Source organism: Endozoicomonas elysicola, from assembly GCF_000710775.1.
GTDB classification, from domain to species: domain Bacteria; phylum Pseudomonadota; class Gammaproteobacteria; order Pseudomonadales; family Endozoicomonadaceae; genus Endozoicomonas; species Endozoicomonas elysicola.
In genome coordinates this window covers 3,269,812-3,295,093 of sequence record NZ_JOJP01000001.1, presented here as the reverse complement: position 1 = coordinate 3,295,093, position 25,282 = coordinate 3,269,812, and the positions used below count along the sequence as shown (strand labels likewise).

Below are 25,282 nucleotides of genomic sequence, written 5' to 3'. Positions count from 1 at the left end.
GGTCAGAGGATTCCATCAGTAGCCATAGGCTTTCCGGCTGTTGATGAGAAAGAGGAAGAGAGGGTGGGTTGATCCTCTGTCATCACTTTCACCTGACGTCCATCGGTGACTTTAACCGCACCTTCATTGACGACCATTTCTCCAGCACTGAGTCCAGACAGAACCACAATGTATTCGTCAACGGTCTGCCCGGTAGTAATGAGCCGGCGTTCAACCTTACTTTGCTCGTCAATAACAAAAACAAAACGTCGATTGCCATCAAACAGGATACTGCGGGAAGGAACGACCAGTTGCTGCTCGCCCGGGCGTTCAATAGAGGTGCGCATCAGCATGCCGGGACGAAGCTGTGCTTGTGGATTTTCAAGAACGGCACGAACCTGAAAGGTCAGATTGGCAGGGTCAATCCGAGGGCTGATGCTGTCGATCGTGCCTGTGAAGGTTTTATCGGGCCAGGCATCGGTGGTTGCTGTTATTCGGGCCCCCTTGCTTACATGGCTGAGGCTGCTTTCCGGCAGATCGAATGTTAGTTTCATGGCACTGAGATCATCCAGCGTAGTAATGACCGTTCCTGCATTAATCAGTGCGCCAACACTGAGTTCATGAAAGCTCAGGGTTCCTCCGAAAGGTGCTTCCAGCGTGTAGTAATCCAGAATGGCGAGTTCTGCCAAAAGAGCGGCTTCAAGACGATCAACCGTAGCTCGCTGTGCTTTGAGCTCATCAACCGAGATTGCTTTTCGCTTAATCAGGGTCTCCATATACTCCAGTTGACGTTGAGCATCTTCATAAGCGATGCGCGCCTGAGCAACAATGGCCGACTGCTCGCGATCATCCAGCTCAACCAGCCGTTCTCCATATTTGATGTTCCCGCCATCGGTCAGACTGAGTCCTACAATGCGGCCATTGATCTGTGGCGTAATATCGACGGATTGGTTGGCAGTGAGATTACCCAATGCTGTGAGTTTCTGCTGCAGCGTGGTTTCCATTACCGGGAACGCAGTCACCTTAGGGGCCTGTCCTTTTTGTGAAGCTATCGATAATGTTGTTATTGAACTGAAAACAATCAGTAAAAGTGCTTTGGATATGGCCGGTAGTAATGGAGCTATCACCACCCCTGGCTGTGTATAGAAAGGTCTTACTGTCATGGCCGGGAGGTCTCTATTAGAAAATATTGAAATGGCGTGATTATATCGATTGGTTAGCTTGAGGATATAGCGGAAAGTTAGTGAAATTGTCGCAACTTGTATCAAATCTACAGTTTGTATCGCTGAGTTATGGAACCTGAGATCAATAATAATGTCTTAAAGAGATGAGAGTTTGCGTTGGAATCCCTCGTTTTTTCCAGGTGTGGTTAAATGATTCTAAAGGTGTTCTTGTTATTATGGACTTTAGTGTTTTATCTCCTGGTCTCTGTCATCAGTTATCCGATAAATATCAGGACTATAAAGGTCAGGGTGTGTTGTATGGCATTGATGGAAAAAGTGAGAAAGTAGTCATTAGCCACACTGGGAAAAAATTCACAAAAAAGACAGGTTTTCTGTTGGATTATTTTCGATATCACTCTGTGGACATCAGTAGTCGATATGTCAGAGAGCAGGATGTTGAAAATTTTTTGGCTCGTGTGCAGGCACCTTCAGAGCCTCTGGCTCAGCTAACCAGACCGGACACACTCACCATTATTGAAGGTGGGCTGAAGAGTGTGCTTGGCAATAAAACTGGCTCTGATAAAAGAGTGTTGATATTGCCCTGCAGCAATGCATTGAATTGGCATAACAGAACTGGGAAAGCCTTAGAAACTGCCTCTGCTTTATTGAAAGACTGCGAGTTTGATTTATCACAAATGCTTGATCAGGCAGGAAGAGGGATGCCTGAAAAGTTAAATCAGGTGATTTTATTGAACTTGCCTGAAAACCGTTTGAAAATTGAAACGGTAATTTTGTTTCCGTTGGATGAGAAAGTAACCACTACTGAAAGCCTTAATGACCAATATCTACATGCTGCAGCAAAGCTGAATCCGAAGGTGCGTCAGGAGGGGAACCTTCACCACATGTAGTCATGATTCCTCCCGCGGCATCAGAAATATATGATGAAAAGGGGGTTGATGCTTTAAGTTGTTGTAATAAACATATTCGAAGCCTCTCCCTTGGAGCTGGAATAACGCTGATTTGTCAAAAGAATAGTAATGTGAAAGACATTTTGGGTGTTTATGGGTTGAAAGACGGTGTAATGTTGCATGTTACACCGCATAATAAGGATGAAGATTCATACAGTGCTTCATTACCAAGAGTACAAACTACTACTTCGGTTGCAGAGATGGAAGGGCTCAGAATAGAGGTTGAAAAACTGAGAGCAGAAAATGCTGTTCTGACCAGGAAACTCGAGGAGAAATCAAGCCAGCTAGAGTGTACGGTCTGTATGGAAAATGATAGAAATGTAGTGTTTGCCAAATGCCATCATTTGGTGGTCTGTGGCGGGTGTGCAGAAGAACTAAAAGAGTGCCCTGTTTGTCGTGGAGAGGTTAAAGAGAAAAGTATGGACGTTTACTGGAGTTAATCTTTGAAGGTTAGCCCTCATCCATACTGTACAGAATGCAATTAGGGCTGGTTTTATGATGCTATTTACACAGTTCCCCCTGATCAAACATGACCATTTCGCCAGGATTCATCGCTTGCCAGGTTTCATCGATAGTTAAAGGGTCAGTAGCAACGACCGTAACCACGTCGTTCTCAGTGGTTTCTTTGGCAAAATCTATAGTGATATCGGCATCTTTCAGACTGGCCTGATCAAAAGGGGCTCTTCGGGTAATCCAGTTCAACCGTGTGCTGCAGTAGCAAAACAAATAGCGGGAGTCGGTCAACAACATATTAAATACACCAAGCTCCCAGAGTTGATCGCAGAGTTTCTGAATAAACTTCTGGATCGTGCTTGTCCGCTTTGGTGGTCTGGGGAAGCGCTCCCTGATCTGATCCATGATCCAGCAAAAAGCATGTTCACTGTCTGTAGTACCCACTGGAAAATAATGTTTCAATGGATATTTCTTGATGCCTTTTAACTGGCCATTGTGCGCGAAAGTCCAGTACTTTCCCCAAAGCTCCCGCGTGAATGGATGGGTGTTTTCCAGGGCAATTCTACCGGCATTGGCTTGTCGAATATGGCTGACGACAATGTTACTTTTAATCGGGTAGCGACAAACCAGGTTGGCGATTTCAGAATCGCAGCTGGGGCTCGGATCGCGAAACTCCCTTAACCCTTTACCTTCATAGAAGGCAATACCCCAGCCATCGCTATGGGGCCCTGTCTTACCCCCACGTTGCATCAGACCGCTAAAGCTGAAAACAATGTCTGTTGGAGTGTTGGCACTCATTCCGAGAAGTTCACACATGCGCTTAATAGTCGTCGTTAGGTTGCATAGTTTGGTGAAAAATACATTGCTCCACTCTTTCTATATAAGAAAGTGGTATATAAAAAGGTGGAGTAGAGTACTTTCCTTATTGCTACAGTTTTTCAACAGGTGGGCTCTTTTCTTTGACGTTGAGAGCTATCGTTTCTTTTGGTTTTCTGCGTCTTTTTTTTGCCATTACTGGCTTTGGTTTTGCTAACGGGCAGTAATAGTCCCACCATGGCAGCAACGCCGGCTGTTAAAGCAACGGCCTGACCACTGCGCCACATGGCATCAACACCCAGGCTTAAGCCATCAAATAAGCTGACCAGGAACGCAGGGCCGAGGAAATCCTGCTCGGGGTAAATGGTTCCGGGCAGGAAAAAAAGAACAGCAAAAATCATCATTAACGGGCGTTTAAGTCTCGGATGCCACTTACGGATGATAAACCAAAGGCTTAGCAGACAGCCGATTGCTCCTGTCAGGTAAGCAGCCCAGCCCAATAGATATTGCGTTTCCGTCATCGATTCTCCAACAACCATCCTATAATGAATGGCAGAAATATAATGTCGCTTTCCCCTTCATTGATGAGGCTTTATTGCTCTCCATGTGAGAAGGCGGAAATGGTATTGCAGGCTAGAATAATGCACTGGGCTATATTAAATAACCATCAGAGGTGCATTTTGCATCAATTGGGCATCAGATGAAAACAGCCTTTAATTATAAAAATGCTGTTAATACTCATAATGTTGTATCTGGAATGCCCTGTTAGGTAATCGGTCAGAGTAATGAGCAATAAAAACAGCTCCGGCAGGCAAACTGCGCCATTCTTCCGGTAAATCCACTGATGTGCCGGAAGGTCCGGGAAGAGTTTGAGACAAATATGGAAAAGGCGGGATCCCAATGTTTTTAAGTGCGGGTAGTTTCCAGGACTGGCTGGCTTTGGCAACATTGTTGACCAGCTGGATTGGTTACACGTGTTATGCCAGTTATAAAGCGGGCAATGCCGTCTGTCTTTCCAGTGTTCTGGCTCGATACAGACAGGACTGGATGGTTCGGATTATAGCCAGAGAAAATCGGACATCCGACGCCAGTTTACTGAGCAGCCTTAGAGCCAGCGTCAGCTTTTTCGCCTCCACATCGATTCTTGTTCTGGCGGGTTTGATTACCGGAATTGCTGCATCTGAAGAGGCTGTTGGTGTTCTTTCAACCATACCATTTGTCAGTACCACAACCCGTGAGTTATGGGAGTTGAAAATGCTGGTGATGGTGATTATTTTTGTCTATTCATTTTTCGAATTCACTTGGAGTCTGCGGCTCTATAACTTCGGGTGTGTTGTTATGGGGAGTGCACCGCTTTACCGGGAAGTTGAGCATAAGTCATCAGAGCAGCTCCATTATGCAAAAGCTTCTGGTTTTATAATGACGCTTGCGGCTAAACATTTTAACTTTGGCCTTCGAGCGTATTATTTTGCGCTGGCAACCTTGAGCTGGTTTATCGATCCAAAGCTTCTGATGGCCTCAGCAATTCTGGTGGTGGTGATTCTGTACAGCCGGGAGTTCCATTCCAAGGTGCTAAAAGTACTGGCCGGTTACAATCTTCCTGACGATTTTTCCTGATTTTTGTCTTAATTTTGAGCTGTGCTTCTTACTGTGCAAGTGCGGTTATTTCAGGCTCTGTAGCGATTTTCATACTCTGGAGTGAGTTGTATATTCCGCTTATGGCTGTTTGGAGGCTTGAAATTCTATTCTCTGCCCATATCTCCTTATCATCAAAATACTCAATGTGATGATTAACCGAGATTGAGGTTCAAATGACGGTCGAAGCGAAAAAAGAGACTCTGGGTTTTCAAACTGAGGTGAAGCAGCTTTTACACCTCATGATCCACTCTTTGTATTCCAATCGTGAGATTTTTTTGCGGGAGTTGATTTCCAACGCGTCCGATGCGGCGGATAAACTGCGTTATGAGGCTCTCCATAATAGTGCGCTGCTGAACAGTGATCCAAATCTTGAGATTCGGGTGGATTTCGATAAAGACGCCAAGACCGTCACTATTGCTGATAACGGCATTGGTATGAACCGTGAAGATGTGATCGCACACCTCGGTACCATTGCCAAATCAGGGACTGCGGACTTTCTGAGTACGCTGACAGGCGATCAGAAGAAAGACTCCCAGTTAATTGGTCAGTTTGGTGTTGGTTTTTACTCAGCTTTTATTGTTGCTGATAAGGTTACTGTAGAGACCCGTAAGGCCGGTTCAGAAGAAGGCGTTTGCTGGGTGTCTGATGGCTCTGGTGAGTTCACTGTTGAGCCTATTGACAAGGAAAAACGCGGTACCACCATTATCCTGCATTTAAAGCCGGAAGCTGAAGAGTTCGCCGATGGCTGGCGTCTGCGTAATATTATTCGCAAATATTCTGATCATATTTCCATGCCTATCCTGATGCGCAAGGAAGAGATGCCTGCAGGCGATGATGAGGAAAAAGACGTTAAGGATGCAACGCCTGAATGGGAAACCGTGAATACCGCTAAGGCTTTGTGGACTCGTTCCCGAAGTGAGATCACGGATGATGAGTATAAAGAGTTTTACAAGCACATCAGTCATGACCATACCGATCCACTGAAGTGGAGCCATAATCGGGTAGAAGGCAAACTGGAATACAACAGTCTGCTCTATATTCCAGGCAAAGCGCCATTTGATCTGTATAACCGTGATATGCAGAAAGGGCTGAAGCTCTACGTTCAGCGGGTGTTTATCATGGATCAGGCGGATGAGTTCCTGCCTATGTATCTGCGCTTTATCAAGGGTGTGGTGGATTCTAATGATCTCTCTCTGAACGTTTCCCGGGAAATCTTGCAGAAAGATCCAGCAGTTGACAGCATGAAGACAGCGCTGACCAAACGTGTACTGGATATGCTGGAAAAGCTGGCCAAGAAAGAGCCTGAAGCGTATGCCAGCTTCTGGAAAGAGTTTGGTCAGGTTCTCAAAGAAGGTCCTGCAGAAGATTATGCCAATCGAGAGCGTATTGCTAAACTGTTGCGCTTCTCATCAACCGAAAGCACTGGAACTGATCAGGATCAGTCGCTGGAAGGTTACGTTTCACGTATGAAGGAAGATCAGGACAAGATCTACTACATTACGGCAGAGACTCCTAAAGCGGCAGCCAACAGCCCGCATCTGGAAGTATTCCGTAAGAAGGGACTGGAAGTTCTGCTGCTTTCTGACCGAGTTGATGAGTGGTTGATGTCGCACCTGTTCGAGTTTGACGGCAACTCATTTGTAGACATTGGTCGTGGTGACCTGGATCTCGGCAAGCTGGACTCTGAAGATGAGAAGAAAGCGCAGGAAGAAGCAGCCAAAGAAAATGAAGATCTGGTTAAGCGGATCAAAGATGTTCTGGGTGCTGATGTTGAGGAGGTGCGGGTTACTCATCGCCTGACCGATTCTCCTGCCTGTCTGGTGGTAGGGCAGAATGATATGGGCATGCAGATGCGCCGTATTATGGAAGCCGCAGGCCAGAGTATGCCGGAGTCGAAACCTGTCTTTGAGATTAACCCTGAGCACCCACTGATTGGTCGACTGGATAAAGAAGCGGATGAAGATCGCTTTGCCGATCTGACTCGAGTGGTGTTTGATCAGGCCAGCCTGGCTGCGGGTGGTCAGCTGGATGATCCAGCCTCTTATGTTCAACGATTGAACAAGTTGCTACTGGAAATGGTGGTTTAATAAGAAAAAGCAAAGGCGATACATACTGTATTGCCTTTGCTTGTTATTGAGTTATTTTTTATTTTAAATTGATTTAACTCTATTTTTTTGGATATCCATAAACGGTTAATAGCAGATTGTGATTTCTTACTGGTTTCTCTGAAAGGAGCTTGTTTTCTGTAAGTTCAGTAGCCTGCTGTGTGCTGCTTGTCGTAATGGTTTCCCCTGATTCAGCTAGTTTAGGAGTTACCGTCTCCCTAATTACTGTTACCTGCTCAAATACTCGATCTATTGCAGGCTCAGGTTTTTTTATGAATTCATTTGTTGTAATAAGGCGTATTTTTGCATAGTCAGAACTCACCACTCTCCCGGAAGAAGTTTTTGCAGTGTCGTTAAAAGGGATGAACTCACGGTTTTTCCCAAGAAGTTTTTTAATACCGTTTCCTCCAGACGACCTTTCTCTGCTCGAAGGTACTGCTTTGGTCTGATCATTCTGCGGATTAAATTGGCCATTTTTTACTAATTCACTAACTCGAAGTCCCATGATTAACTCCTTTTAATTGTTGGGTTGTAATGCTTTCGTTGAAGTCATTTTATAGTGTTTGCATCGAAATCGTTCAATAACGCTGAGGTCAGCGGGGCTAACAGCTTGTTTCATTATTGACTGTATTGTTGCTGTTGAGTGGGGTGTTGATGAGTATATTTCTAAATAAAATCATATGATTATGATGAGTTTTTTGATTACAGATGGTGTAGGGTTATTTTAATAATAATCAACCTCTGTCCCCCCAGAAGGTGTTAGGAGAAATATAAAGTATTGTTTAATATTAAGTTTCATAGGATGGCAGTAGTTACCCGTCAAATCCCTGGTGCTAAATAAGAATCTGCACGAAATAGCACCTGACGGGTAACAGTCTGTAATTTAAGAAACTAATTTAATGGGCTGTGCTTTTGCATAGACAGCTAAACCGCCCAGAGATGTTTCTCTGTATTTAGCCTGAAGGTCCAGTCCTGTGCGGTACATGGTTTCAATGCAGCTATCCAGGGAAACTGCGTGATCACCATCGCCACGCATGGCCAGGCGGGATGCCGTGATCGCCTTGATGGCAGCCATGCCGTTGCGCTCAATGCACGGAATTTGCACCAGCCCGGCAATGGGGTCACAGGTCATGCCTAGATGGTGCTCCATGCCGATCTCTGCAGCATTTTCAACCTGTTCCATGGTTGCCCCCTGAACAGCGGCCAGAGCTGCCGCTGCCATTGAACAGGCGGAGCCCACTTCAGCCTGGCATCCGGCTTCAGCACCGGAAATGGAGGCATTCATTTTAATCAGCGAGCCAATAGCTGCGGCAGTGGCAATAAAGTCACGAATACCCTGCTGGTTATTTCTGGAAATAAACCGGGTGTAATAAGCCAGCGTTGCCGGAATCACACCTGCAGCACCGTTGGTAGGCGCTGTCACCACACGACCACCACAGGCATTTTCTTCATTCACGGCCATGGCAAACAGGGTAACCCAGTCCATGATGGCAAAGTGATCCATCAACATGGCCTCCGGGTTGCTGGTTAGTTTTTTATGCATGTCTGCTGAGCGACGCTTAAGGCCACTGACAGGAAGCGTTCCTTCCATACGGAGGCCGCGCTCTATACAGGCGTGCATGACTTCCCAGATGCCATCGATTTTAGTATTCACCAGTTCGATATCACCATTATGGCGGGCAATCTCATTCTCAATATTAAGTTGAGCAATGGTTAGGTTATGCTCATGGCAAAGATCGAGAAGCTCAGCTGCTGTTCTGAATGGGTAGGGGATTGGGCAGTTATCTTCTGAGCTATTGGCTGCTTCAGGCTGATTGAACTCATCGGAACTGACTACAAAACCGCCGCCAATGGAAAGATACGATTTGTAGTAAACAACAACGCCGTTCTTGTCTGATGCGAAGATTCGCATGCCGTTAGGGTGCTCTGGTAGCGTTTCCCCATTATGGAAAATCAAGTGTGTATCGTAGTCAAACTCAATGGGATGGTTGCCAGCCAGCTTGATGGTTTTATTGATTTTGATATTTTCAAAGATCTTGTCCGCTTCATCAGGGTCTATGGTGTCCGGGCGATAGCCTGCCAGCCCTAAAAGTGTTGCTTTATCGGTTCCGTGACCAACGCCTGTCAGAGCTAGAGATCCATAAAGTCCGGCACGAATTGAAGTGATGCTGGACAGAATGCCTTTTTCTTCAAGCTCATTTAAAAAACGGTGTCCTGCCCACATTGGGCCAACAGTGTGTGAGCTGGATGGGCCAATGCCCGTTTTGAAAATATCAAAAATACTGAGCATAGTAATTGCGGGCTCTATTGATAGTTTGAACAGAGAAAGAGTTCAGGAATGCTCTCTCAGTGCTTTGGCATTTATTGCTCATGGCTGTTAGAGGCATTCTTTGTATGAAAAGTTCTTGTTCTATTGTGCCGTTATTTGCCCTGGACAGATATTACGGGAGTGCCATAAGCACTCCCGGTTTTCCGTATGTTCTGTGCGAACTGTCCCGGACTGCTGTATCACTGATCGGTAATCAGATCAGTTGGGAGGTAATAAAGCCGGTAATGGCAATCAGTCCCATCACCACCGTAAAGATGTTGGCCTTAGAACGGTATTGTGCCATTGAAGGAACTTTATGAGTTGCGTAAACCGGTAGAATGAAGAGGATCATGGCCAGGATTGGTGCAACCAGAGACTCGATCATGCCCATTACACTGACGTTGGCATAAGCTACAGCCCATACAGACAGTGTGATGAAGACAATAATGCCTTTATCAATGGCTTTCAGGTTAACCTGTTTTCCTTTGGCTTTTGCGCGGTTAACGATCATGCCCTGCAAGCCTTCGCGGGTTCCCATGTAGTGACCAAAGAAGGATGAAGAGATGGCAACAATCGCTACCACCTGGGCCAGCCAGGCAAAAATCTGGTTGTCAGTGCGCTCGGCAAAAATGGACAGAATCGGCAGGTTGGCAGCCTTTGCTTGCAGAAGCTCTGCTGGAGACAGGGTCAGAACACAGCTGTAAACAAAGAACATGGTGAAACCAACCAGCATCATGGTGGTCCGCTTCAAGGTTTTACTGGTCTGATGTTCTGCGTCATTACCCAGCTCTTTGCGATACGTAGAAGCAAAAGAAGAGACCGCTGGAGAGTGATTGAAAGCGAAGACCAGAACTGGAATGGTCAGGAAAACGGTTTTCAGGAAATCGCCGGCAGAAATAGAGGCTTCAAACTGCGCTGTATTCCACTGTGGGATCAGGTACAAAGAGGTTCCAAAAAGTACGGCGATCAGAGGGTAAACAATGGCATTGGTGACTTTCAAAACCGTCTTCTGACCAGCGACCATAACACTGACCATGGCGGCAACCAGAACAAAGCTCAAGATGGCCCGGTTTGGATCTTCCATGCCTAACTGATTCACCATCAAAGAGCTGACAGTGTTGGTAATACCGATGCCATAGATCAGAAGAATCGGGTAGATGGAAGCAAAGTAGCCAAGAGTGATCAGGCTGCCCGCTTTTTGGCCAAAGTGTTCGGTAACAGTTTCGGTAATATTGGCTCCGGGGTTTTTGGAAGACAGGCAAAGACGATTCAGGCCGCGGTGAGCCAGGAATGTCATTGGGCCGATCAGTACGGTCATCAGAATCAGAGGCCAGATACCCCCAAGGCCCGCATTAATTGGTAGAAATAAAACGCCGGCACCAATTGCTGTGCCAAACAGTGTCAGCATCCATTCAGTATCACGTTTCTCCCAACCGCCCGTCGAGGCTTCATTTACAGCAATGGATTGAGTAAAGGTTTGTGACATGTGGTGTTATCCGGTCATTAATTAATCAGTTGTCGCGGACTGTACAGATTTTGTGCTTTTCGTGTTTTGATTCAGATCACAATGATTATTTTTTGATTTATGGTATATTAGACGGTTTTTTTTCTATTGCACTGCTGGTTTCGGTTAAAACCTATATTTGAGTGTCTGTTGCTTCGGAAATTTACTTGCAGGAGGGGGGAGTCACGATTTATTCAGAAGTGGGTATTGGTGTAGACAGATGAATTATTTTTGGTTCTGCTTTATCTAAACCTGAAAATCGTAGGGTGTTAGTGGGTAGGTATAGATTATAATTTGTATAAAGGTTTTTTTCTCAATGTTATTCCCTTTGTAATATATGAATCTTTAGGGCTATGCTTTTTTGATTGTTGTTATTAAATAAAAAATAATTCTTCCTGTTCGATATATTTTGGATTGTTTTATGGATGCAAGTGCTGTTAGAGGTAATGCCTCTGTATCTAATAAATTGAATGAAACTGATAGACAGAAGTGTGATAGTCGATTGACTCAAGGGTTGAAGGGTAAACCTCACTTTGCAAAAAGCGTTCATTCAAGTGTTGTGACAAGGAAAACAGTCCCTGATCACAGTAATGCATCAGGTTTTTATTCAAAACATATTGGTAAACAGCTTGAAGAATGCTATTGGAATAAAAAGCATTACGGTTCTTCACACAGCCCTCCTACAGCTGATCAAGTTATTGATGAGTACTCTCGTTATTCAAAATTGAATGAAGGTCGCTTTATGTGGGATCTCTACCGGCTAGGGGTTAGAAATACAGCGAAGCTCCTGCTGAGACTCAATCGCATGTGGCAGAGCAGCGCGTTGAAGATGCTGTTGCTGTTGAGGTTGTTAAGGAAAGCCATATAGCTGATGCTGTTGTTAATACTGGGGCTGTGAGATTTATCCAAGCTGGTGCTACCGGTGCTGAAATTCCTGTCGTTGTCGTTAATATACCAGAAAATACAAAGCCAGTCGTGAATTTATGGAAAGTAAATGCTGCAGCCCCTGTATGTCGGTTTGAAAAATTTTAAAGCAGGCTAGGTATCGCTCTATAGAAGCAGCAAATATGTCTTGTAGTGATGATCTTGCTCTTTACGGAGGTTCTGCGCATAGTGTTGCCGGTATATTTCTTGGTGACTTTCCATTGCAGATTGTCTATTAGGAAGACGTATCAATTGCTTTACTATTGTCTCATTTTGACCAGTTTCTCGCAGATATAAATAAACAATATGGTGTTGATCTTGGTGTTCAGACTTGAAAAGGTCCGGTTCTTGTAACGTAAAAATACCTGATGCTTTTTTGATTAAAATTGGCTGTATGGAGGCAGGGCTGTAGATGTCGATGCATGTTTATTTGCTTGATTTTCTTGACGCTGTTCAGAAAGGAAACCCAAGTGTGAAGACTGTTGAAAAAATAGATTATCGTCGAGATTCTGAAACGACTAAGCTGCTAGTTGTTACACTCTATGGTGAGGCGTTGTTGAATTTGCATTCTATGTAGAAACTATATTTTTCTCTGAGAGATAAAAGCTATCTTAAGGATGGTTGCCATTTTCCAGATAAGCTATTGCTTGATAATAAAGTTCATGATTTCCTTTTAAGGGTTTTAATGATGCTTAGAAGGGCTGATGATCACCATCAGCATTTAGAGAAAGTGTCCCCAGAAGCAATTGGCTATTCAAAGGACGCAAAAGATAAGCTCTGTAGGGACTTAATCACTGGCATTATGTATGTCAGAAAGATGTTTAAGCTTCACCCAGAGAGAGTTACTCTTGAAGGTATATTGACTCAATGGAAACGACCAGAGGATAGGCCCACCAGGGCGGAAGTACATCAATTCGTTCTTACCAGAAATGCCCTTGGGTATCTTAGAGCTATTACGGCAACGTGACTCTCATATATTGAAGGTAATAATAAAAAGCCGACATGAGTGCCGGCTTTTTATTGCTAAATACCCAATTATTGCTGGTAACGCTCAAATACCAGACAGGCATTCGTGCCACCAAAACCAAAGCTGTTGGACATTACCCGGTTCAGGGTTTGTTCACGAGCTTCGCCGACCAGGATTGGCAGATTTGTTGCCGCTTCATCCAACTTCTGCACGTTTGCAGAGGCAGTGATGAAGTTATGCTTCATCATCAGTAGACAATAAATGGCTTCCTGAACGCCTGCTGCGCCAAGAGAGTGGCCAGAGAGTGATTTGGTAGAGCTGATCAGAGGCATTTGATCACCAAATACTTCAATAAGTGCTTTCAGCTCTGCAACATCACCCACCGGGGTGCTGGTGCCATGAGTGTTGATGTAATCAATGGGTTCTTTAAGGGCCTCCATTGCCATGCGCATGCAGCGTGCGGCACCTTCACCGGATGGGGCAACCATGTCGTAGCCATCCGAAGTTGCACCATAGCCGGTAATTTCAGCATAAATTTTAGCGCCACGGGCTTTGGCATGCTCCAGCTCTTCGACAACGATCATACCGCCACCGCCAGCGATGACGAAACCATCACGGTCAGCATCATAGGCACGTGAAGCCTGTTGAGGTGTTTCGTTGTATTTGGTGCTCAAAGCGCCCATGGCATCAAACAGGCCAGTTTGTGTCCAATGTTCTTCTTCACCACCGCCAGCAAATACGATGTCCTGCTTACCCAGCTGAATTTGCTCGATAGCATTGCCAATACAGTGTGCACTGGTTGCACAGGCAGAAGTGATGGAATAGTTAACACCCTTGATTTTAAAGGGGGTTGCAAGGCAGGCAGAAACCGTACTACCCATGGTGCGGGTGACGCGATAGGGTCCGACTCGTTTGACACCTTTTTCTCTCATGATGTCTGCAGAATCAACAATGTTTTCTGATGAAGCCCCCCCGGATGCAGCGATCAGCCCTGTGCGGGGGTTGGATACCTGATCTTCAGTAAGACCAGCATCTTCGATTGCCTGTTTCATGGAAATATAGGCATAGGCTGCAGCGTTACCCATGAATCGCAGGGTTTTGCGGTCAATAAACTGCTCGAAATCGATGTCTACTGTGCCGGATACCTGGCTGCGGAAACCATGCTCCTTATAGCTTTCATTAAAGCGAATGCCGGAGCGCCCATGTCTAAGGCTCTCAGCTACCTCGTCCTGGGTAATGCCCAGACAGGATGTGATGCCAATCCCTGTAACTACAACACGTTTCATTGATGTCAACCTGAATAGCCCGTTTAAGTCAGAAAAATCAGAGTCAGACTCTCAATCTCGCTCTCTTTTACAATGTAAGAGCAAGGGAAAAGAGAGTCAGAAAGAATCGGTATTCTGGAAAAGACCGACTCGCAGCCCTTCCGCTGTGTAAATTTCCCGATCATCAACACTGACTGTTCCATCAGCAATACCCAGAACCAGTTTGCGTGCGATGATACGTTTAATATCAATACGGTATGTTACTTTTTTGTTAGTGGGCAGAATCTGGCCGGTGAATTTTACATCACCACTGCCAAGAGCGCGTCCACGGCCGGGGTTGCCCATCCACCCCAGATAGAAGCCAACCAGCTGCCACATGGCATCAAGCCCGAGACATCCTGGCATAACAGGGTCGCCTGGAAAGTGGCAGGAGAAGAACCACAGGTCTGGGTTTATATCCAGTTCTGCAATGATTTCGCCTTTTCCATAGGCGCCACCTTCTTCAGAAATACGAACAATACGATCCAGCATCAGCATATTAGGAGCTGGTAACTGCGCATTGCCAGCACCAAAGAGTTCGCCCTGTGAACAGAGTAACAAATCTTCTTTGCTGAAGGAGTCTTGTTTAAATGGTTGCTTCATTAGTTTATTGGTTCCTGGAAGGTCCAGCACCTGCATGGCATCAGGCCAGTGATGACACCCGGGAAGTCGATACTCTGATCGGGACATCCCTGCCGATACGCGGCGTTCACATCAGGGTCTGATGACCCCACTTAATCCTAACAGTCTTGCAAAATGCATTACTATCGTTCCGGAGTTGAACTATACCATTGCTTTTTGTCCGTCATAGTGCTCTTGGCCTGTTTGTAACAAAAAGACAACACTGCATCGCCGAAAAGGCAGGCAATGATAATTTTCGTAGCGTTTTATTACCATTAGGCATGTTGTAAAACTGGCATAGTTCGCAAAAGTTAAAGGTAATACAGTCGGGAATGGTTTGCTAGTTATGAGCAGATACCTTAGGTGAGGGTAATTGCAGACGATAATCCCTTTTTTTGTTTCAGGTGTGTCAGAACTGTGCAACGGGGCCGACGAGTGTGATTAAATAAGATTTTTACTATAAAGCTGCTCATGGCAATTTAGTGCCAGTTATTTTTGAGCTTGTAAACTAGGATTAACAGCATGACAGACAGGCCAGATAGCACGGCTGACAATGGTGGTGCCAGTGAATATACGATCGCCGTTCTTGGCGGTGGCAGTTTCGGTACGGCCCTTGCTGATATTTCTGCAGCCAATGGGCACCGGGTAAAACTCTGGATGAGAGATGCTGAGCAGGTTGGCAGCATTAACAATAATCATGTTAATGCCAGATACCTTCCGGAGTTTCAGATTCATCCATCAGTCACCGCTGACACGGACCTTGCTGCTGTGGTCTCGGACGCTGATATCGTTTTTATTGCAATTCCCAGTAAGTCGTTCAGAGAAGTGGTGAAAAAAACCGGTGGATTGCTCTCAGGCAAGATAGTGATTAGTACGACTAAAGGTATTGAGCCTGTTACCTTTGATCTGATGAGTCAGATTCTGGTAGAGGAGGTCAATGATGCTCGAATTGGTGTGCTCAGTGGCCCCAACCTTGCCCGTGAAATCGTAGCCAAAGCGTTGACTGCTACTGTGATTGCCAGTGAAGATGATGAGTTATGCCAGACCATTCAGTCTGTATTGCACTGCGACTATTTCAGGGTCTATTCGAACAGCGATGTGTATGGTGTTGAGCTGGCAGGTGCTTTAAAGAATATTTATGCGATTGTTTCTGGAATGGGTGCAGCTCTGGGAATGGGTGAAAATACAAAAAGTATGTTGATCACCCGGAGTCTTGCAGAAATGAGTCGTTTTGCAGTAACGCTTGGGGCTAACCCCATGACTTTTCTGGGGTTGGCCGGTGTTGGTGATCTGGTAGCTACCTGTACTTCTGATTTAAGTCGTAACTTCCGGGTGGGCTATGCGCTTGGTCAAGGAGATTCGCTAGAAGATGCAGAGCTCAAGTTAGGGCAGGTTGCTGAAGGGGTTAATACACTTAAACAGGTGAAGCAAAAGGCCGATGAACTGGGGGTATACATGCCTCTGGTGGGTAGTTTATACAGCATTATTTTTGAAGGTAATGCCATTGGAGTTCTCGTAAAGGGGATGATGCTCAGGGAACAGAAAACAGATGTGGAATTTATGTCCAGATGATTTATATCAAGATCATGGCTGTTGAGTCAGATTCTGGGCTTTGTTTTGACAACTTTGTTTTTACAATTCTGTGTGGAAGAGTGGAGAAGATCAATGGATGAGAAAGTCGTTAATAATCTAAAATCGGAGTCTCGCTGGTTAAGACTTGTGTTTATGGTTGTCTTTGGAGTTGTCGCCTACCTTGCGGCATTCCTCGTTATGTTGATTGCTCTTATACAGGCCGTGCACGGTTTTGTTATGAGTGAGCCAAATGAGCGTCTTTTAACATTCAGTGCTGGCGTTAACCGGTTTATTTATCAGATTGCCGGGTTCCTGACCTATAACTCTGATGTTAAGCCCTATCCTTTCTCGGACTGGCCTCAGTCATCGAACTCCGCAGGTAAGGTTGTCAACGAGCCGGGTAACGATTAAGCATGAAACTTATCATTATGCGCCATGGTCAGGCTTCATGGTCGGCACCATCTGATAGGGAACGACCACTCACTGAACAGGGTGCTCGAGAGGTGTCCAGTACGGTTGCATCTCTGGCGTCTCAGAAGGTTGACCGAATTTTTTCCAGCCCTTATTTCAGGGCCCAGCAAACTGCCCGGATTGCTGCAGAGGCTTTTGGCTGTGGTGTAGAAACACTTGCTGAGTTGGAGCCTGAGGGTAGCCCTCAGGCTTTACTGCAGGTGTTGCCTGAGACGGGAGTTGTCCTGCTGGCCAGTCATATGCCCATGGTTGGTTATCTTTCGGGTCTGCTTTGCGAGGGAGTCCCCCAGTCTGGTCCATCCTTTCAAACGGGAATGGCGCTGATCCTGGAGATGGATATTGTGGCTCCCGGGATGGCCCGAGTCCTTGAGCGCATAATACCTCAGTTGTAAGTCACAATTTGCTTAGCCATTAAAAAATTCAGCGCCATTAGTCTTTGGTTTTTCTGCGGGAAATTCAGTTGTTTCCCGCAGTACATAAGTTGATTTATCTCCTCATTTAACACTGTGTTGGGCGATAGCTTTGAATCTATTGGCTGTCTGTTGATTTATTAATGAACTTTCTTTTTGCCATCTAATCTAATGATGCTCGTGTCCCATGTTACTGGTGCTTTAGACAGGGAAAGAGTGTAGGGATAGATAGGGAGAAAGTACGGTGGCGACAAGTTTTATAAGCCTCAGAGGCATTCTGGTCTGCGCAATAGCAGCCTTATTCTGCTCATATCAATTCATGTTGCAAGGGGCTCCATCCGTTATGGTTCCTCAGCTGATGACTGCATTCGATTTGGATGTGGCTGATATTGGCTGGCTAACCAGTAGCTTCCTCTGTTTATACCTGATTTTTCAAGTGCCCGGCGGTTATCTGGCTGATCGCTGCAATGCACGCGCATTGCTGGTTATTTGCAGTTTATTGATGGCTGTTGCCTGTTACTGGTTCAGTATTTCTGAAACCATGTTATCTGCCAGTGCATCCCGTGCGTTTATGGGGGTGGTAACTTCACCCGTTATTGTGGTTTGTATGACCCTGGCAAGTCGCTGGTTTCCGGAACGCTATTTTCCAACTCTGGCAGGGTTGATAGAGGCTTTTGCTTTAGCGGGCGGTGGGCTTGGTCCCCTGATTCTGCCTAATCTCATGGAGGCATTTGGCTGGCAGGGTGCTATGCAGGCAGCGGCAATATTTGGTGTCGTTCTTGCGGCCATGATCGCCATTTTTGTTAAAAGTACTCCGCCTGTATCCGTTAGTGATGTGAGACTGCACGAAGTAACATGCGGGGCTGACCTTGAGATCGAGAAGGTGGATACATCTCCATTTGATCGAGTCTCTTTTTCACTGTGTTGCATGTATGGTTTTGGGCTTTTTGCCGTCATTACCAGCTTTGGTGGGTTGTGGGGAATACCGTTCTTTTATGAGCGTTTTCCAGGTGAGCAGGAAGCGGTTGCTGATATGGTTGCCCTGGTTTTTGTCGGTGCTGCTATTGGTGCTCCCTTGTTAGGCTGGTTGGCCTGTCAAGTGGGCTCTACACGAAAAGTGATGATGGCGTGTGCTGTCATTTCTCCGATTTTCTTCAGTATGCTGATTTTTTGCCAGTGTTCAATGCTGGTTATGGCGCTCATTTGCTTTATGTGCGGGATCAGCAGTGGAGGGTATATGCTGGCATTCTCTGTTGTCAAAAGTATTAGTCCAGCTGAACGGGTGGGGGTCTTGCTGGCGATCACCAATGGTTCCATGCTCTTGGCGGGCCCTGTTATGCAGCTATTGATTGGCTTTATTCTGGAAGGAATTGGACATGATGGTTTGAGTGCTTTATCAATTCAGGACTATCAACTGGCCTTTGTTCCTTTATTGCTCTGTCAGTTGCTGGCGCTGATCGTAGCGGTTTGCCTGAAAAAACAGTAATTCTTCTACCCATTGCTGGTGGTTGGCGCTATCCTAACCCGTTTTTTATTCAATGCTTTCAGCTTATAAACCTTCGCCAGAACGCTTAACTGGCGAAGGGTTGTACCTCTTGGATGGATAATGCCGTTACTTAGATTCGAAAAAGTCAGTCTGGCCTATGGTGACCAGCCTCTGCTTGATCATGCGGAGTTTCAGATTCGGAAAGGTGAGAGAGTCTGCTTGCTGGGGCGTAATGGCGCGGGTAAGTCCACCATGATGAAGCTGGTATCTGGGGCTATCTTGCCAGATGATGGCACGTTATGGAGGAAGCCGGGGCTGAAGGTTGGGGTTCTTAATCAGGATCTTCCTGATCAGGATGAGAAGAAGGTATACGATGTGGTGGCTTCTGGCCTGGAAGCAGTTGGTGATTTAATCAGCCGTTACCATAGCCTGTCTATGAATATCAGCACCGATGCTGATATGAAAGCTCTCGAAAAAGTTCAGCAGCAGTTGGAATCAGTGGATGGCTGGAGTCTGAGCCTGAAAGTGGATACCGTCATTCAAAAGCTTGGCTTGCCTGCTGAAAAACAGATGAAAGAGTTATCTGGTGGCTGGCGGCGCAGAGTTGAGTTGGCTAGAGCCTTGGTGGGCGACCCCGATCTTTTGTTACTGGATGAGCCCACTAACCACCTGGATATCATCGCCATTGACTGGCTTGAGAAGCAACTGAAAGATTTTTCCGGGGCATTGCTTTTCATCACTCACGACCGCTCATTCCTACAGTCTCTGGCAACACGTATTATCGAGTTGGATCGGGGACAATTGACCAGTTGGGAATGTGATTATGCCACTTTCCTGGAACGCAAAGCCCATGCCCTTGAGGTTGAGGCTGAGCAGAATGCGTTGTTTGATAAAAAGCTGGCACAGGAAGAGGTCTGGATACGCCAGGGCATTAAAGCCCGTCGTACCCGTAATGAAGGTCGGGTTCGTGACTTGGAAAAGCTCAGAGCAGAGCGTAGTCAGCGTCGTGAAGTTCAGGGTAATGCCAGCTTTGGGCTGGAGCAGGGTGAGTCTTCTGGCAAGTTAGTACTCGAAGCGAAGAATATCTCCCAGTCATTTGATAATCATACGGTTATCAAAGACTTTAGTCTTCGTCTTATGCGTGGTGACAAAGTTGGCCTGATTGGCGCAAACGGGGCGGGAAAGTCAACGTTACTCAGTATTTTTCTGGGTAATCTGAGTCCTGAGTCGGGTTCTGTCAAAATGGGAACCAAGCTTGAAGTGGCCTACTTTGATCAGTTGAGAAATCAGCTGGATCTTGAGAAAACGGTGATTGATAACGTGGCTGAAGGACGGGAGAGCATCACCATTAACGGTGCCAGTCGTCATATTATTAGCTATCTGGGCGATTTCTTGTTTCCGCCCGGGCGCTGTCGTGTTCCGGTTAAAGCGTTATCCGGAGGGGAGCGTAACCGACTGCTGTTGGCGCGATTGTTTAGTAAACCGGCCAACCTGTTGGTGATGGACGAACCGACTAACGATCTGGATATTGAAACTCTGGAGTTGTTGGAATCATTACTGGTTGAATTTACTGGCACAATGTTGTTGGTGAGCCACGATAGAACTTTCCTGGACAATGTAGTTTCGAGTTCACTGGTGTTTGAGCCGGGTGGTCATGTCAGTGATTATGTCGGTGGGTTTGATGATTGGCTGCGACAGGGTGGTGCAATTTCACGGCTGGTTGCTGAAACTGCAGTTAGTAAAAAAGAAGAAAAAACAAAATCTGTGCCTGCGCCATCAGGCGCTGAAAACAAACCAGCTAAAAAGAAGCTCAGTTATAAACTTCAGCGTGAGCTGGATGCTTTGCCGGGTGAAATTGAAACGCTTGAAGAGGAGTTGACTGAGCTGGAAGCTAAAACGGCTGAGTCGGCTTTCTATCAGGGAGATCAAGGCGAGGTTCAGGATGTCCTGAACAGACTTGCAGAGATAAATGAACTGATCGAAGAGAAAATGGAGCGTTGGGAAGAGCTGGATAATATGTAGCGCCCTTTAGCCAAAAGCCACGGAGATTATTCTTGATCTACGTGGCTTTTTTCTGATTTTACAGTGGTCCTAAAAACGGTGGAAAAGGGTTAACTCTGATTTTTGCCAACTCTTACTGCCAGCACATCACAGTTGGCACCATGAAGAATACTGGTTGAAGTAGAGCCAAGAATAAGAGCCAGTCCATGACGACCATGACTACCAACGACAATCAGGTCAACATCAGACTCTTCTGCAATTCGATGAACTTCACGCTCTGGTCGTCCATAAACGACGTGTTGCTCACCTTTCTTTAGATGGATTGAGTCCGCAAGACGGGCAATACGCTCTCTCGCCTGCTCAGTGATCTCATCTTGCAGTGTTGTGAGATCAAGGGGAATGTCACTGCCATAAGCAACACTCAGTGGTTCTACCACATGAACCATGGTAAGCCTGGCCTGGTTTTTTTCGGCAATGGATTTGGCTTTATCGAGCACCTCGTCGGCTTCGTCGGACAAATCAATCGCAACCAGAATGTGCTTGTAAAGGCTCATAAGCTGTCTTCCTTCTTCAATAAATGCAAAAAGTGATCCGCCCGTTTTCTAACACCTGGATGGCCAGACCGCTGTCGCGATTTCCTCAGTACAATCAGTCGAATGGCTTGAATGTTTCAGCGTTTGTGTGAAAGCTTCTCAAGCCATGGCATTTCTATTGTAAGGCCAATTGCGGTTTTATTCATGGTTTTATTCGCTCTCTGTCAGGTAATTATCAGAAACAATGATCCAGATTCTGAATCTCAACGTTCCTGTGTGTATAGTCTTGTGTAAGTATGGGAAAATGCGGCATCTTCATAGGCTTTCAGGCTTGACTTTAAACACCATTTCACAGAAGGTAAGCACTGAATTCAAACAAGCGTATGAATTTGCATGAAGGAACTTTGTTTCTGCCCAGGGTCAGTAGGACAGTCTCAAGTCCGTCAGGCTCCCGTGTAAAGTCAGGAAGTAAAGCAATAATAATCAGATAGCTGCCATAGTTAATGTCATATAAAGGTTTGAGGGGATTAAAAAACTGCTCTCATACAGGCATGTGGCTTGTCTATCTATCTTCAAATCCGAAAGGAGAAGTTCATGATCTACCAGGGGAAGGCGTTCAGGGTTCTGCCTGTGGAAGATGGTATCGCCGAACTGCAGTTCAATCTCGACGGTGAAAGTGTCAATAAATTCAGCCGTTCTGCCATTGAGGACCTTGCCGAGGCACTGGATGCCATTCGTGCTGATAAGGGTATAAAGGGTCTGATACTCACCAGTGGCAAGGACGTTTTTATCGTTGGTGCTGATATCAATGAGTTCACACAGACGTTCAAGCAAGATGATGAAACATTATTTGCCGAATTGATGTCGGTAAATAATGTATTCTCCAGTTTTGAAGATCTTGATATGCCGACCGTTGCGGCAGTCAATGGTATAGCGTTGGGTGGCGGCTTTGAGATTTGCCTGTGTGCGGACTACCGGTTACTTTCAACAGACGCAAAAGTTGGATTGCCTGAAGTCAAGTTGGGCATCTACCCGGGATGGGGTGGTACTGTCAGGCTGCCACGTATTATTGGTGCTGATAATGCGGTGGAATGGATTGCCAGTGGTAAGGAATACCGTCCTGATTCAGCTCTGAAGGTCGGGGCTGTTGATGGGGTGGTTGCTCCGGAGAAGTTGAAAGACTCAGCTGTTGCCCTGATTCGCAGCTGTATCGCCGGGGAGCTGGATTACAAAGCCCGGAAGCAGGAGAAGAAAGATAAGCTGAAACTGCCGCCTGTTGAAGCGATGATGGTATTTGAAACAACCGCTGCTGTGGTTAAACAGCAGGCGGGGCCACATATGCTTGCACCCATTGCTTCCGTCAAAACGATTCAGAAGCATGCTTTTATGGAGCGTGACAAAGCGCTTGAAGCTGAGGCGAAAGGCTTTATCAAGCTCGCTAAATCTTCTGTATGTGATGCGCTGGTTGGCCTGTTCCTTAATGACCAGCAGTTGAAGAAAAAAGCAAAGGCTTCGTCAAAGCTGGCCGGTGAAACCAATAAGGCTGCTGTTCTTGGTGCGGGTATTATGGGTGGTGGTATTGCCTATCAATCAGCCCTGAAAGGTACGCCTATTTTAATGAAGGACATCAATCAGGATGGCCTTGATCTGGGACTTGCTGAAGCCACTAAGCTGCTTTCCAAACGGGTGGCTAAAGGCCGTATGGATGCTGGTAAGATGGGGGGAGTGCTTAATAGCATTGTGCCTACATTGTCGTTTGGCGATTTTGGCTCCGTCGATGTGGTGGTTGAGGCTGTTGTTGAAAACGCCAAGGTTAAAAAAGCGGTATTGGCAGAAGTTGAAAGCCAGGTTTCAGAAAATACCGTGCTGACATCCAATACCTCGACCATCTCAATTACTGAACTTGCCAGTGATCTGAAGCGGCCGGAACAGTTCTGTGGTATGCACTTCTTTAATCCTGTTCATGCTATGCCTCTGGTTGAGGTGATTCGTGGTGAGAAAACCAGTGAAGCGTCTGTCGCGACCGTTGTAGAGTACGCTCGGAAAATGGGCAAAACACCGGTGGTTGTCAATGACTGCCCAGGATTTATGGTGAACCGGGTCCTTTTTCCATACTTTGGTGGGTTCTCTGCCTTGCTTCGTGATGGTGCGGATTTTAAACAGGTTGATAAGGTCATGGAGCGCTTTGGCTGGCCAATGGGGCCTGCCTATTTGCTGGATGTGGTGGGTATTGATACGGGTATTCATGCTGAAGGGGTTATGTCCGAAGGCTATCCGGACCGAATGAAGCGTGACTTCAAAACGGCACTGGATGTGATGTTTGAGAATAAGCGTTTTGGCCAGAAAAATGGTGCTGGTTTCTATCAGTATGAGCAGGATAAAAGAGGTAAACCGAAGAAGGTCGTTGATGAGTCGGTTTATGCTTTGCTGGATGAAGTCTGTGCACAGAGCAAGGCTTTTGATGATGAGGAAATCATTGCCCGTATGATGATCCCTCTTTGCATGGAGACAGTACGGACGCTTGAGGATGGTATTGTTGAATCGGTGGCAGAGGCGGATATGGCACTGATTATGGGAATTGGCTTCCCTCTCTTCCGGGGTGGTGCATTGAAATATATGGACAGTATGGGCGTTGCCGAGTTTGTTGAGCTGGCAGATAAGTACGCTCACATCAGTCCACTGTATGCACCGACTGACAAGCTTCGGGAAATGGCTCGTGAAGGCAGGACGTTTTACGGTCAATAGGCCTTCTTCTACGATTTTGAACCATTTTCAGGGAATATAAGAGAGAGAATACCATGAGCCTGAATCCAAGAGATGCTGTAATTGTTGATTATGGGCGTACCCCGATGGGGCGTTCCAAGGGTGGGATGTACCGTAATGTGCGGGCAGATACTCTATCTGCAGAGCTGATTACTGGCGTGCTTAACCGAAATCCTGAGTTGAACCCTGCTGAAGTGGAAGATGTTATCTGGGGTTGTGTTAACCAGACTCTGGAGCAGGGGTGGAATATCGCCCGGATGGCGTCGTTGATGACACCCATCCCTCATACATCAAGTGCCCAGACCGTAAGCCGTCTGTGTGGTTCATCCATGAGTGCTCTGCACACAGCCGTGCAAGCCATTCAAAGCAATAACGGCGACGTTTTTGTTGTGGGTGGTGTCGAGCATATGGGACACGTGGGCATGATGCATGGTGTTGATCCAAACCCGAGACTTTCTAAGTATGGCGCCAAAGCTGCAGGCATGATGGGGCTGACGGCGGAAATGCTCGGAACGATGCATGGTATTAGTCGTCAGGCACAGGACGAATTTGGTGCTCGTTCACACCAGAGGGCCTGGGCAGCGACTGAGGCCGGTAATTTCAAAGATGAGATTATTCCAATGCAAGGGCACGATGCTGATGGCAATCTTAGTCTTTTCAGGCAGGATGAGACTATTCGTCCAGAGACTACGGCAGAAGGTTTGTCTCAGCTTAAGCCAGCATTTAACCCGAAAGGTACAGTAACCGCTGGAACGTCTTCCCAGATTACTGATGGTGCTTCCTGTATGATCGTAATGTCTGCACAGCGGGCAAAAGATCTCGGCCTGCAACCCATGGCTGTGGTCAGAGCTATGGCAGTGGCGGGTGTTGATCCTTCGATCATGGGGTATGGTCCGGTTCCAAGTAGTAAAAAGGCATTGAAACGTGTGGGGCTGACCATTGACGATATTGATCAGGTTGAGTTAAACGAGGCTTTTGCAGCACAGGCATTGCCTGTGCTGAAAGATCTGAAGCTACTCGATAAAATGGATCAAAAAGTAAACCTGAATGGTGGTGCTATTGCACTTGGGCATCCATTTGGCTGTTCTGGGGCACGTATATCCGGAACACTGCTGAATGTCATGAAGCAAAATGGTGGAACGTTGGGACTGGCAACCATGTGTGTAGGCCTTGGTCAGGGTATAACAACCATTTTTGAGCGCGTTTGATACTTCAGATGGATGAGTTGAGGTCGGGGACTCTTTTCTCATGACCTCAACAACACTGAATCTGTGGCCCGGGTTTCCCGGGCTTTTT

The 25,282-nt window shown here is 46.3% G+C and carries 22 protein-coding genes; 13 read left to right on the top strand and 9 right to left on the bottom strand.

The window, feature by feature from the left end:
• Window positions 1-2: 2 nt before the first annotated feature.
• Window positions 3-1,142, bottom strand: coding sequence for an efflux RND transporter periplasmic adaptor subunit (locus tag GV64_RS14155; protein ID WP_081622171.1), 1,140 nt, complete (start codon window positions 1,140-1,142; stop codon window positions 3-5).
• 236 nt (window positions 1,143-1,378) lie between these two features.
• On the opposite strand from GV64_RS14155, the gene GV64_RS14150 reads away from it, so the two are divergent.
• A complete protein-coding gene (locus GV64_RS14150) occupies window positions 1,379-2,050 on the top strand; it encodes a hypothetical protein (RefSeq protein WP_152554064.1) in 672 nt (223 codons plus the stop codon).
• A gap of 131 nt (window positions 2,051-2,181) precedes the next feature.
• Entirely contained in the window at window positions 2,182-2,550 is a 369-nt protein-coding gene (locus GV64_RS14145; protein WP_157237059.1) for an RING-HC finger protein, read from the top strand.
• 61 nt (window positions 2,551-2,611) lie between these two features.
• On the opposite strand, the gene GV64_RS14140 is transcribed toward GV64_RS14145, so the two are convergent.
• Together GV64_RS14140 and GV64_RS23855 are read right to left on the bottom strand one after the other, a co-directional pair.
• Window positions 2,612-3,379 (bottom strand): class II glutamine amidotransferase, encoded by a 768-nt coding sequence (locus GV64_RS14140; protein ID WP_026258403.1) that lies wholly within the window; start codon window positions 3,377-3,379, stop codon window positions 2,612-2,614.
• A 122-nt stretch (window positions 3,380-3,501) separates the two neighbouring features.
• Window positions 3,502-3,900 (bottom strand): hypothetical protein, encoded by a 399-nt coding sequence (locus tag GV64_RS23855; RefSeq protein WP_152554063.1) that lies wholly within the window; start codon window positions 3,898-3,900, stop codon window positions 3,502-3,504.
• A 379-nt stretch (window positions 3,901-4,279) separates the two neighbouring features.
• On the opposite strand from GV64_RS23855, the gene GV64_RS14130 reads away from it, so the two are divergent.
• Window positions 4,280-4,996 (top strand): DUF599 domain-containing protein, encoded by a 717-nt coding sequence (locus tag GV64_RS14130; protein ID WP_020583581.1) that lies wholly within the window; start codon window positions 4,280-4,282, stop codon window positions 4,994-4,996.
• Window positions 4,997-5,190: 194 nt separating this feature from the next.
• Window positions 5,191-7,104, top strand: a complete 1,914-nt coding sequence (htpG, locus tag GV64_RS14125; RefSeq protein ID WP_020583580.1) for a molecular chaperone HtpG — start codon at window positions 5,191-5,193, stop codon at window positions 7,102-7,104.
• Window positions 7,105-7,183: 79 nt separating this feature from the next.
• Here the strand turns inward: htpG and GV64_RS14120 are convergent, their stop codons facing one another.
• From GV64_RS14120 to GV64_RS14110, 3 genes are all read right to left on the bottom strand, one after another.
• Window positions 7,184-7,627, bottom strand: a complete 444-nt coding sequence (locus GV64_RS14120) for a hypothetical protein (RefSeq protein WP_020583579.1) — start codon at window positions 7,625-7,627, stop codon at window positions 7,184-7,186.
• Window positions 7,628-8,005: 378 nt separating this feature from the next.
• On the bottom strand, window positions 8,006-9,412 hold the full coding sequence (locus GV64_RS14115; protein WP_020583578.1) for an L-serine ammonia-lyase: 1,407 nt from the start codon (window positions 9,410-9,412) through the stop codon (window positions 8,006-8,008).
• Window positions 9,413-9,644: 232 nt separating this feature from the next.
• Window positions 9,645-10,916 (bottom strand): SLC5/6 family protein, encoded by a 1,272-nt coding sequence (locus GV64_RS14110; protein WP_020583577.1) that lies wholly within the window; start codon window positions 10,914-10,916, stop codon window positions 9,645-9,647.
• Window positions 10,917-11,741: 825 nt separating this feature from the next.
• Between GV64_RS14110 and GV64_RS25920 the strand changes: the two genes are divergently transcribed.
• Window positions 11,742-11,966, top strand: coding sequence for a hypothetical protein (locus GV64_RS25920; RefSeq protein ID WP_020583575.1), 225 nt, complete (start codon window positions 11,742-11,744; stop codon window positions 11,964-11,966).
• Window positions 11,967-12,893: 927 nt separating this feature from the next.
• Here GV64_RS25920 and fabB read toward each other — a convergent pair.
• Both fabB and fabA read right to left on the bottom strand, forming a co-directional pair.
• Window positions 12,894-14,111: a beta-ketoacyl-ACP synthase I gene (gene fabB, locus GV64_RS14090; RefSeq protein WP_020583572.1), complete on the bottom strand. Its 1,218-nt coding sequence runs from the start codon at window positions 14,109-14,111 to the stop codon at window positions 12,894-12,896.
• 96 nt (window positions 14,112-14,207) lie between these two features.
• Window positions 14,208-14,732, bottom strand: a complete 525-nt coding sequence (fabA, locus tag GV64_RS14085; RefSeq protein ID WP_020583571.1) for a 3-hydroxyacyl-[acyl-carrier-protein] dehydratase FabA — start codon at window positions 14,730-14,732, stop codon at window positions 14,208-14,210.
• Here fabA and GV64_RS26135 point away from each other — a divergent pair.
• The 6 genes from GV64_RS26135 to GV64_RS14060 all read left to right on the top strand — a co-directional run bounded on the left by GV64_RS26135 (window position 14,720) and on the right by GV64_RS14060 (window position 20,711).
• Window positions 14,720-14,854, top strand: a complete 135-nt coding sequence (locus GV64_RS26135) for a hypothetical protein (protein ID WP_020583570.1) — start codon at window positions 14,720-14,722, stop codon at window positions 14,852-14,854. The genes fabA and GV64_RS26135 overlap by 13 nt on opposite strands.
• Before the next feature lie 418 nt (window positions 14,855-15,272).
• Window positions 15,273-16,322 (top strand): NAD(P)H-dependent glycerol-3-phosphate dehydrogenase, encoded by a 1,050-nt coding sequence (locus GV64_RS14080; RefSeq protein WP_020583569.1) that lies wholly within the window; start codon window positions 15,273-15,275, stop codon window positions 16,320-16,322.
• 93 nt (window positions 16,323-16,415) lie between these two features.
• Window positions 16,416-16,733 carry a DUF4389 domain-containing protein gene (locus GV64_RS14075; protein WP_020583567.1) on the top strand — a complete coding sequence of 106 codons (318 nt, stop codon included), beginning with the start codon at window positions 16,416-16,418 and terminating at the stop codon, window positions 16,731-16,733.
• Window positions 16,734-16,735: 2 nt separating this feature from the next.
• Entirely contained in the window at window positions 16,736-17,185 is a 450-nt protein-coding gene (sixA, locus tag GV64_RS14070) for a phosphohistidine phosphatase SixA (RefSeq protein WP_020583566.1), read from the top strand.
• A gap of 337 nt (window positions 17,186-17,522) precedes the next feature.
• Window positions 17,523-18,689, top strand: coding sequence for an MFS transporter (locus GV64_RS14065; protein ID WP_081622170.1), 1,167 nt, complete (start codon window positions 17,523-17,525; stop codon window positions 18,687-18,689).
• 120 nt (window positions 18,690-18,809) lie between these two features.
• Window positions 18,810-20,711: an ATP-binding cassette domain-containing protein gene (locus GV64_RS14060; protein ID WP_020583564.1), complete on the top strand. Its 1,902-nt coding sequence runs from the start codon at window positions 18,810-18,812 to the stop codon at window positions 20,709-20,711.
• Window positions 20,712-20,800: 89 nt separating this feature from the next.
• Here GV64_RS14060 and GV64_RS14055 read toward each other — a convergent pair whose 3' ends face one another.
• Window positions 20,801-21,244 (bottom strand): universal stress protein, encoded by a 444-nt coding sequence (locus GV64_RS14055; RefSeq protein ID WP_020583563.1) that lies wholly within the window; start codon window positions 21,242-21,244, stop codon window positions 20,801-20,803.
• A gap of 573 nt (window positions 21,245-21,817) precedes the next feature.
• On the opposite strand from GV64_RS14055, the gene fadB reads away from it, so the two are divergent.
• Both fadB and fadA read left to right on the top strand, forming a co-directional pair.
• On the top strand, window positions 21,818-23,968 hold the full coding sequence (gene fadB, locus GV64_RS14050) for a fatty acid oxidation complex subunit alpha FadB (RefSeq protein ID WP_020583562.1): 2,151 nt from the start codon (window positions 21,818-21,820) through the stop codon (window positions 23,966-23,968).
• A gap of 53 nt (window positions 23,969-24,021) precedes the next feature.
• Entirely contained in the window at window positions 24,022-25,194 is a 1,173-nt protein-coding gene (gene fadA, locus GV64_RS14045) for an acetyl-CoA C-acyltransferase FadA (RefSeq protein ID WP_020583561.1), read from the top strand.
• The last annotated feature ends 88 nt before the right edge of the window (window positions 25,195-25,282 follow it).

Excerpts from the sequence above, each read along its gene's own strand:
- GV64_RS14120 (WP_020583579.1), bottom strand. The coding sequence starts at position 7,627 with ATGGGACTTCGAGTTAGTGAATTAGTAAAAAATGGCCAATTTAATCCG.
- GV64_RS14075 (WP_020583567.1), top strand. The coding sequence starts at position 16,416 with ATGGATGAGAAAGTCGTTAATAATCTAAAATCGGAGTCTCGCTGGTTA.
- fadA (WP_020583561.1), top strand. The coding sequence starts at position 24,022 with ATGAGCCTGAATCCAAGAGATGCTGTAATTGTTGATTATGGGCGTACC.
- GV64_RS14140 (WP_026258403.1), bottom strand. The coding sequence starts at position 3,379 with ATGTGTGAACTTCTCGGAATGAGTGCCAACACTCCAACAGACATTGTT.
- fadB (WP_020583562.1), top strand. The coding sequence starts at position 21,818 with ATGATCTACCAGGGGAAGGCGTTCAGGGTTCTGCCTGTGGAAGATGGT.
- sixA (WP_020583566.1), top strand. The coding sequence starts at position 16,736 with ATGAAACTTATCATTATGCGCCATGGTCAGGCTTCATGGTCGGCACCA.
- fabB (WP_020583572.1), bottom strand. The coding sequence starts at position 14,111 with ATGAAACGTGTTGTAGTTACAGGGATTGGCATCACATCCTGTCTGGGC.
- GV64_RS14110 (WP_020583577.1), bottom strand. The coding sequence starts at position 10,916 with ATGTCACAAACCTTTACTCAATCCATTGCTGTAAATGAAGCCTCGACG.
- htpG (WP_020583580.1), top strand. The coding sequence starts at position 5,191 with ATGACGGTCGAAGCGAAAAAAGAGACTCTGGGTTTTCAAACTGAGGTG.
- GV64_RS23855 (WP_152554063.1), bottom strand. The coding sequence starts at position 3,900 with ATGACGGAAACGCAATATCTATTGGGCTGGGCTGCTTACCTGACAGGA.
- fabA (WP_020583571.1), bottom strand. The coding sequence starts at position 14,732 with ATGAAGCAACCATTTAAACAAGACTCCTTCAGCAAAGAAGATTTGTTA.
- GV64_RS14150 (WP_152554064.1), top strand. The coding sequence starts at position 1,379 with ATGGACTTTAGTGTTTTATCTCCTGGTCTCTGTCATCAGTTATCCGAT.
- GV64_RS14055 (WP_020583563.1), bottom strand. The coding sequence starts at position 21,244 with ATGAGCCTTTACAAGCACATTCTGGTTGCGATTGATTTGTCCGACGAA.
- GV64_RS14080 (WP_020583569.1), top strand. The coding sequence starts at position 15,273 with ATGACAGACAGGCCAGATAGCACGGCTGACAATGGTGGTGCCAGTGAA.
- GV64_RS14130 (WP_020583581.1), top strand. The coding sequence starts at position 4,280 with ATGTTTTTAAGTGCGGGTAGTTTCCAGGACTGGCTGGCTTTGGCAACA.
- GV64_RS14115 (WP_020583578.1), bottom strand. The coding sequence starts at position 9,412 with ATGCTCAGTATTTTTGATATTTTCAAAACGGGCATTGGCCCATCCAGC.
- GV64_RS14155 (WP_081622171.1), bottom strand. The coding sequence starts at position 1,142 with ATGACAGTAAGACCTTTCTATACACAGCCAGGGGTGGTGATAGCTCCA.
- GV64_RS26135 (WP_020583570.1), top strand. The coding sequence starts at position 14,720 with ATGGTTGCTTCATTAGTTTATTGGTTCCTGGAAGGTCCAGCACCTGCA.
- GV64_RS14060 (WP_020583564.1), top strand. The coding sequence starts at position 18,810 with ATGCCGTTACTTAGATTCGAAAAAGTCAGTCTGGCCTATGGTGACCAG.
- GV64_RS14065 (WP_081622170.1), top strand. The coding sequence starts at position 17,523 with ATGTTGCAAGGGGCTCCATCCGTTATGGTTCCTCAGCTGATGACTGCA.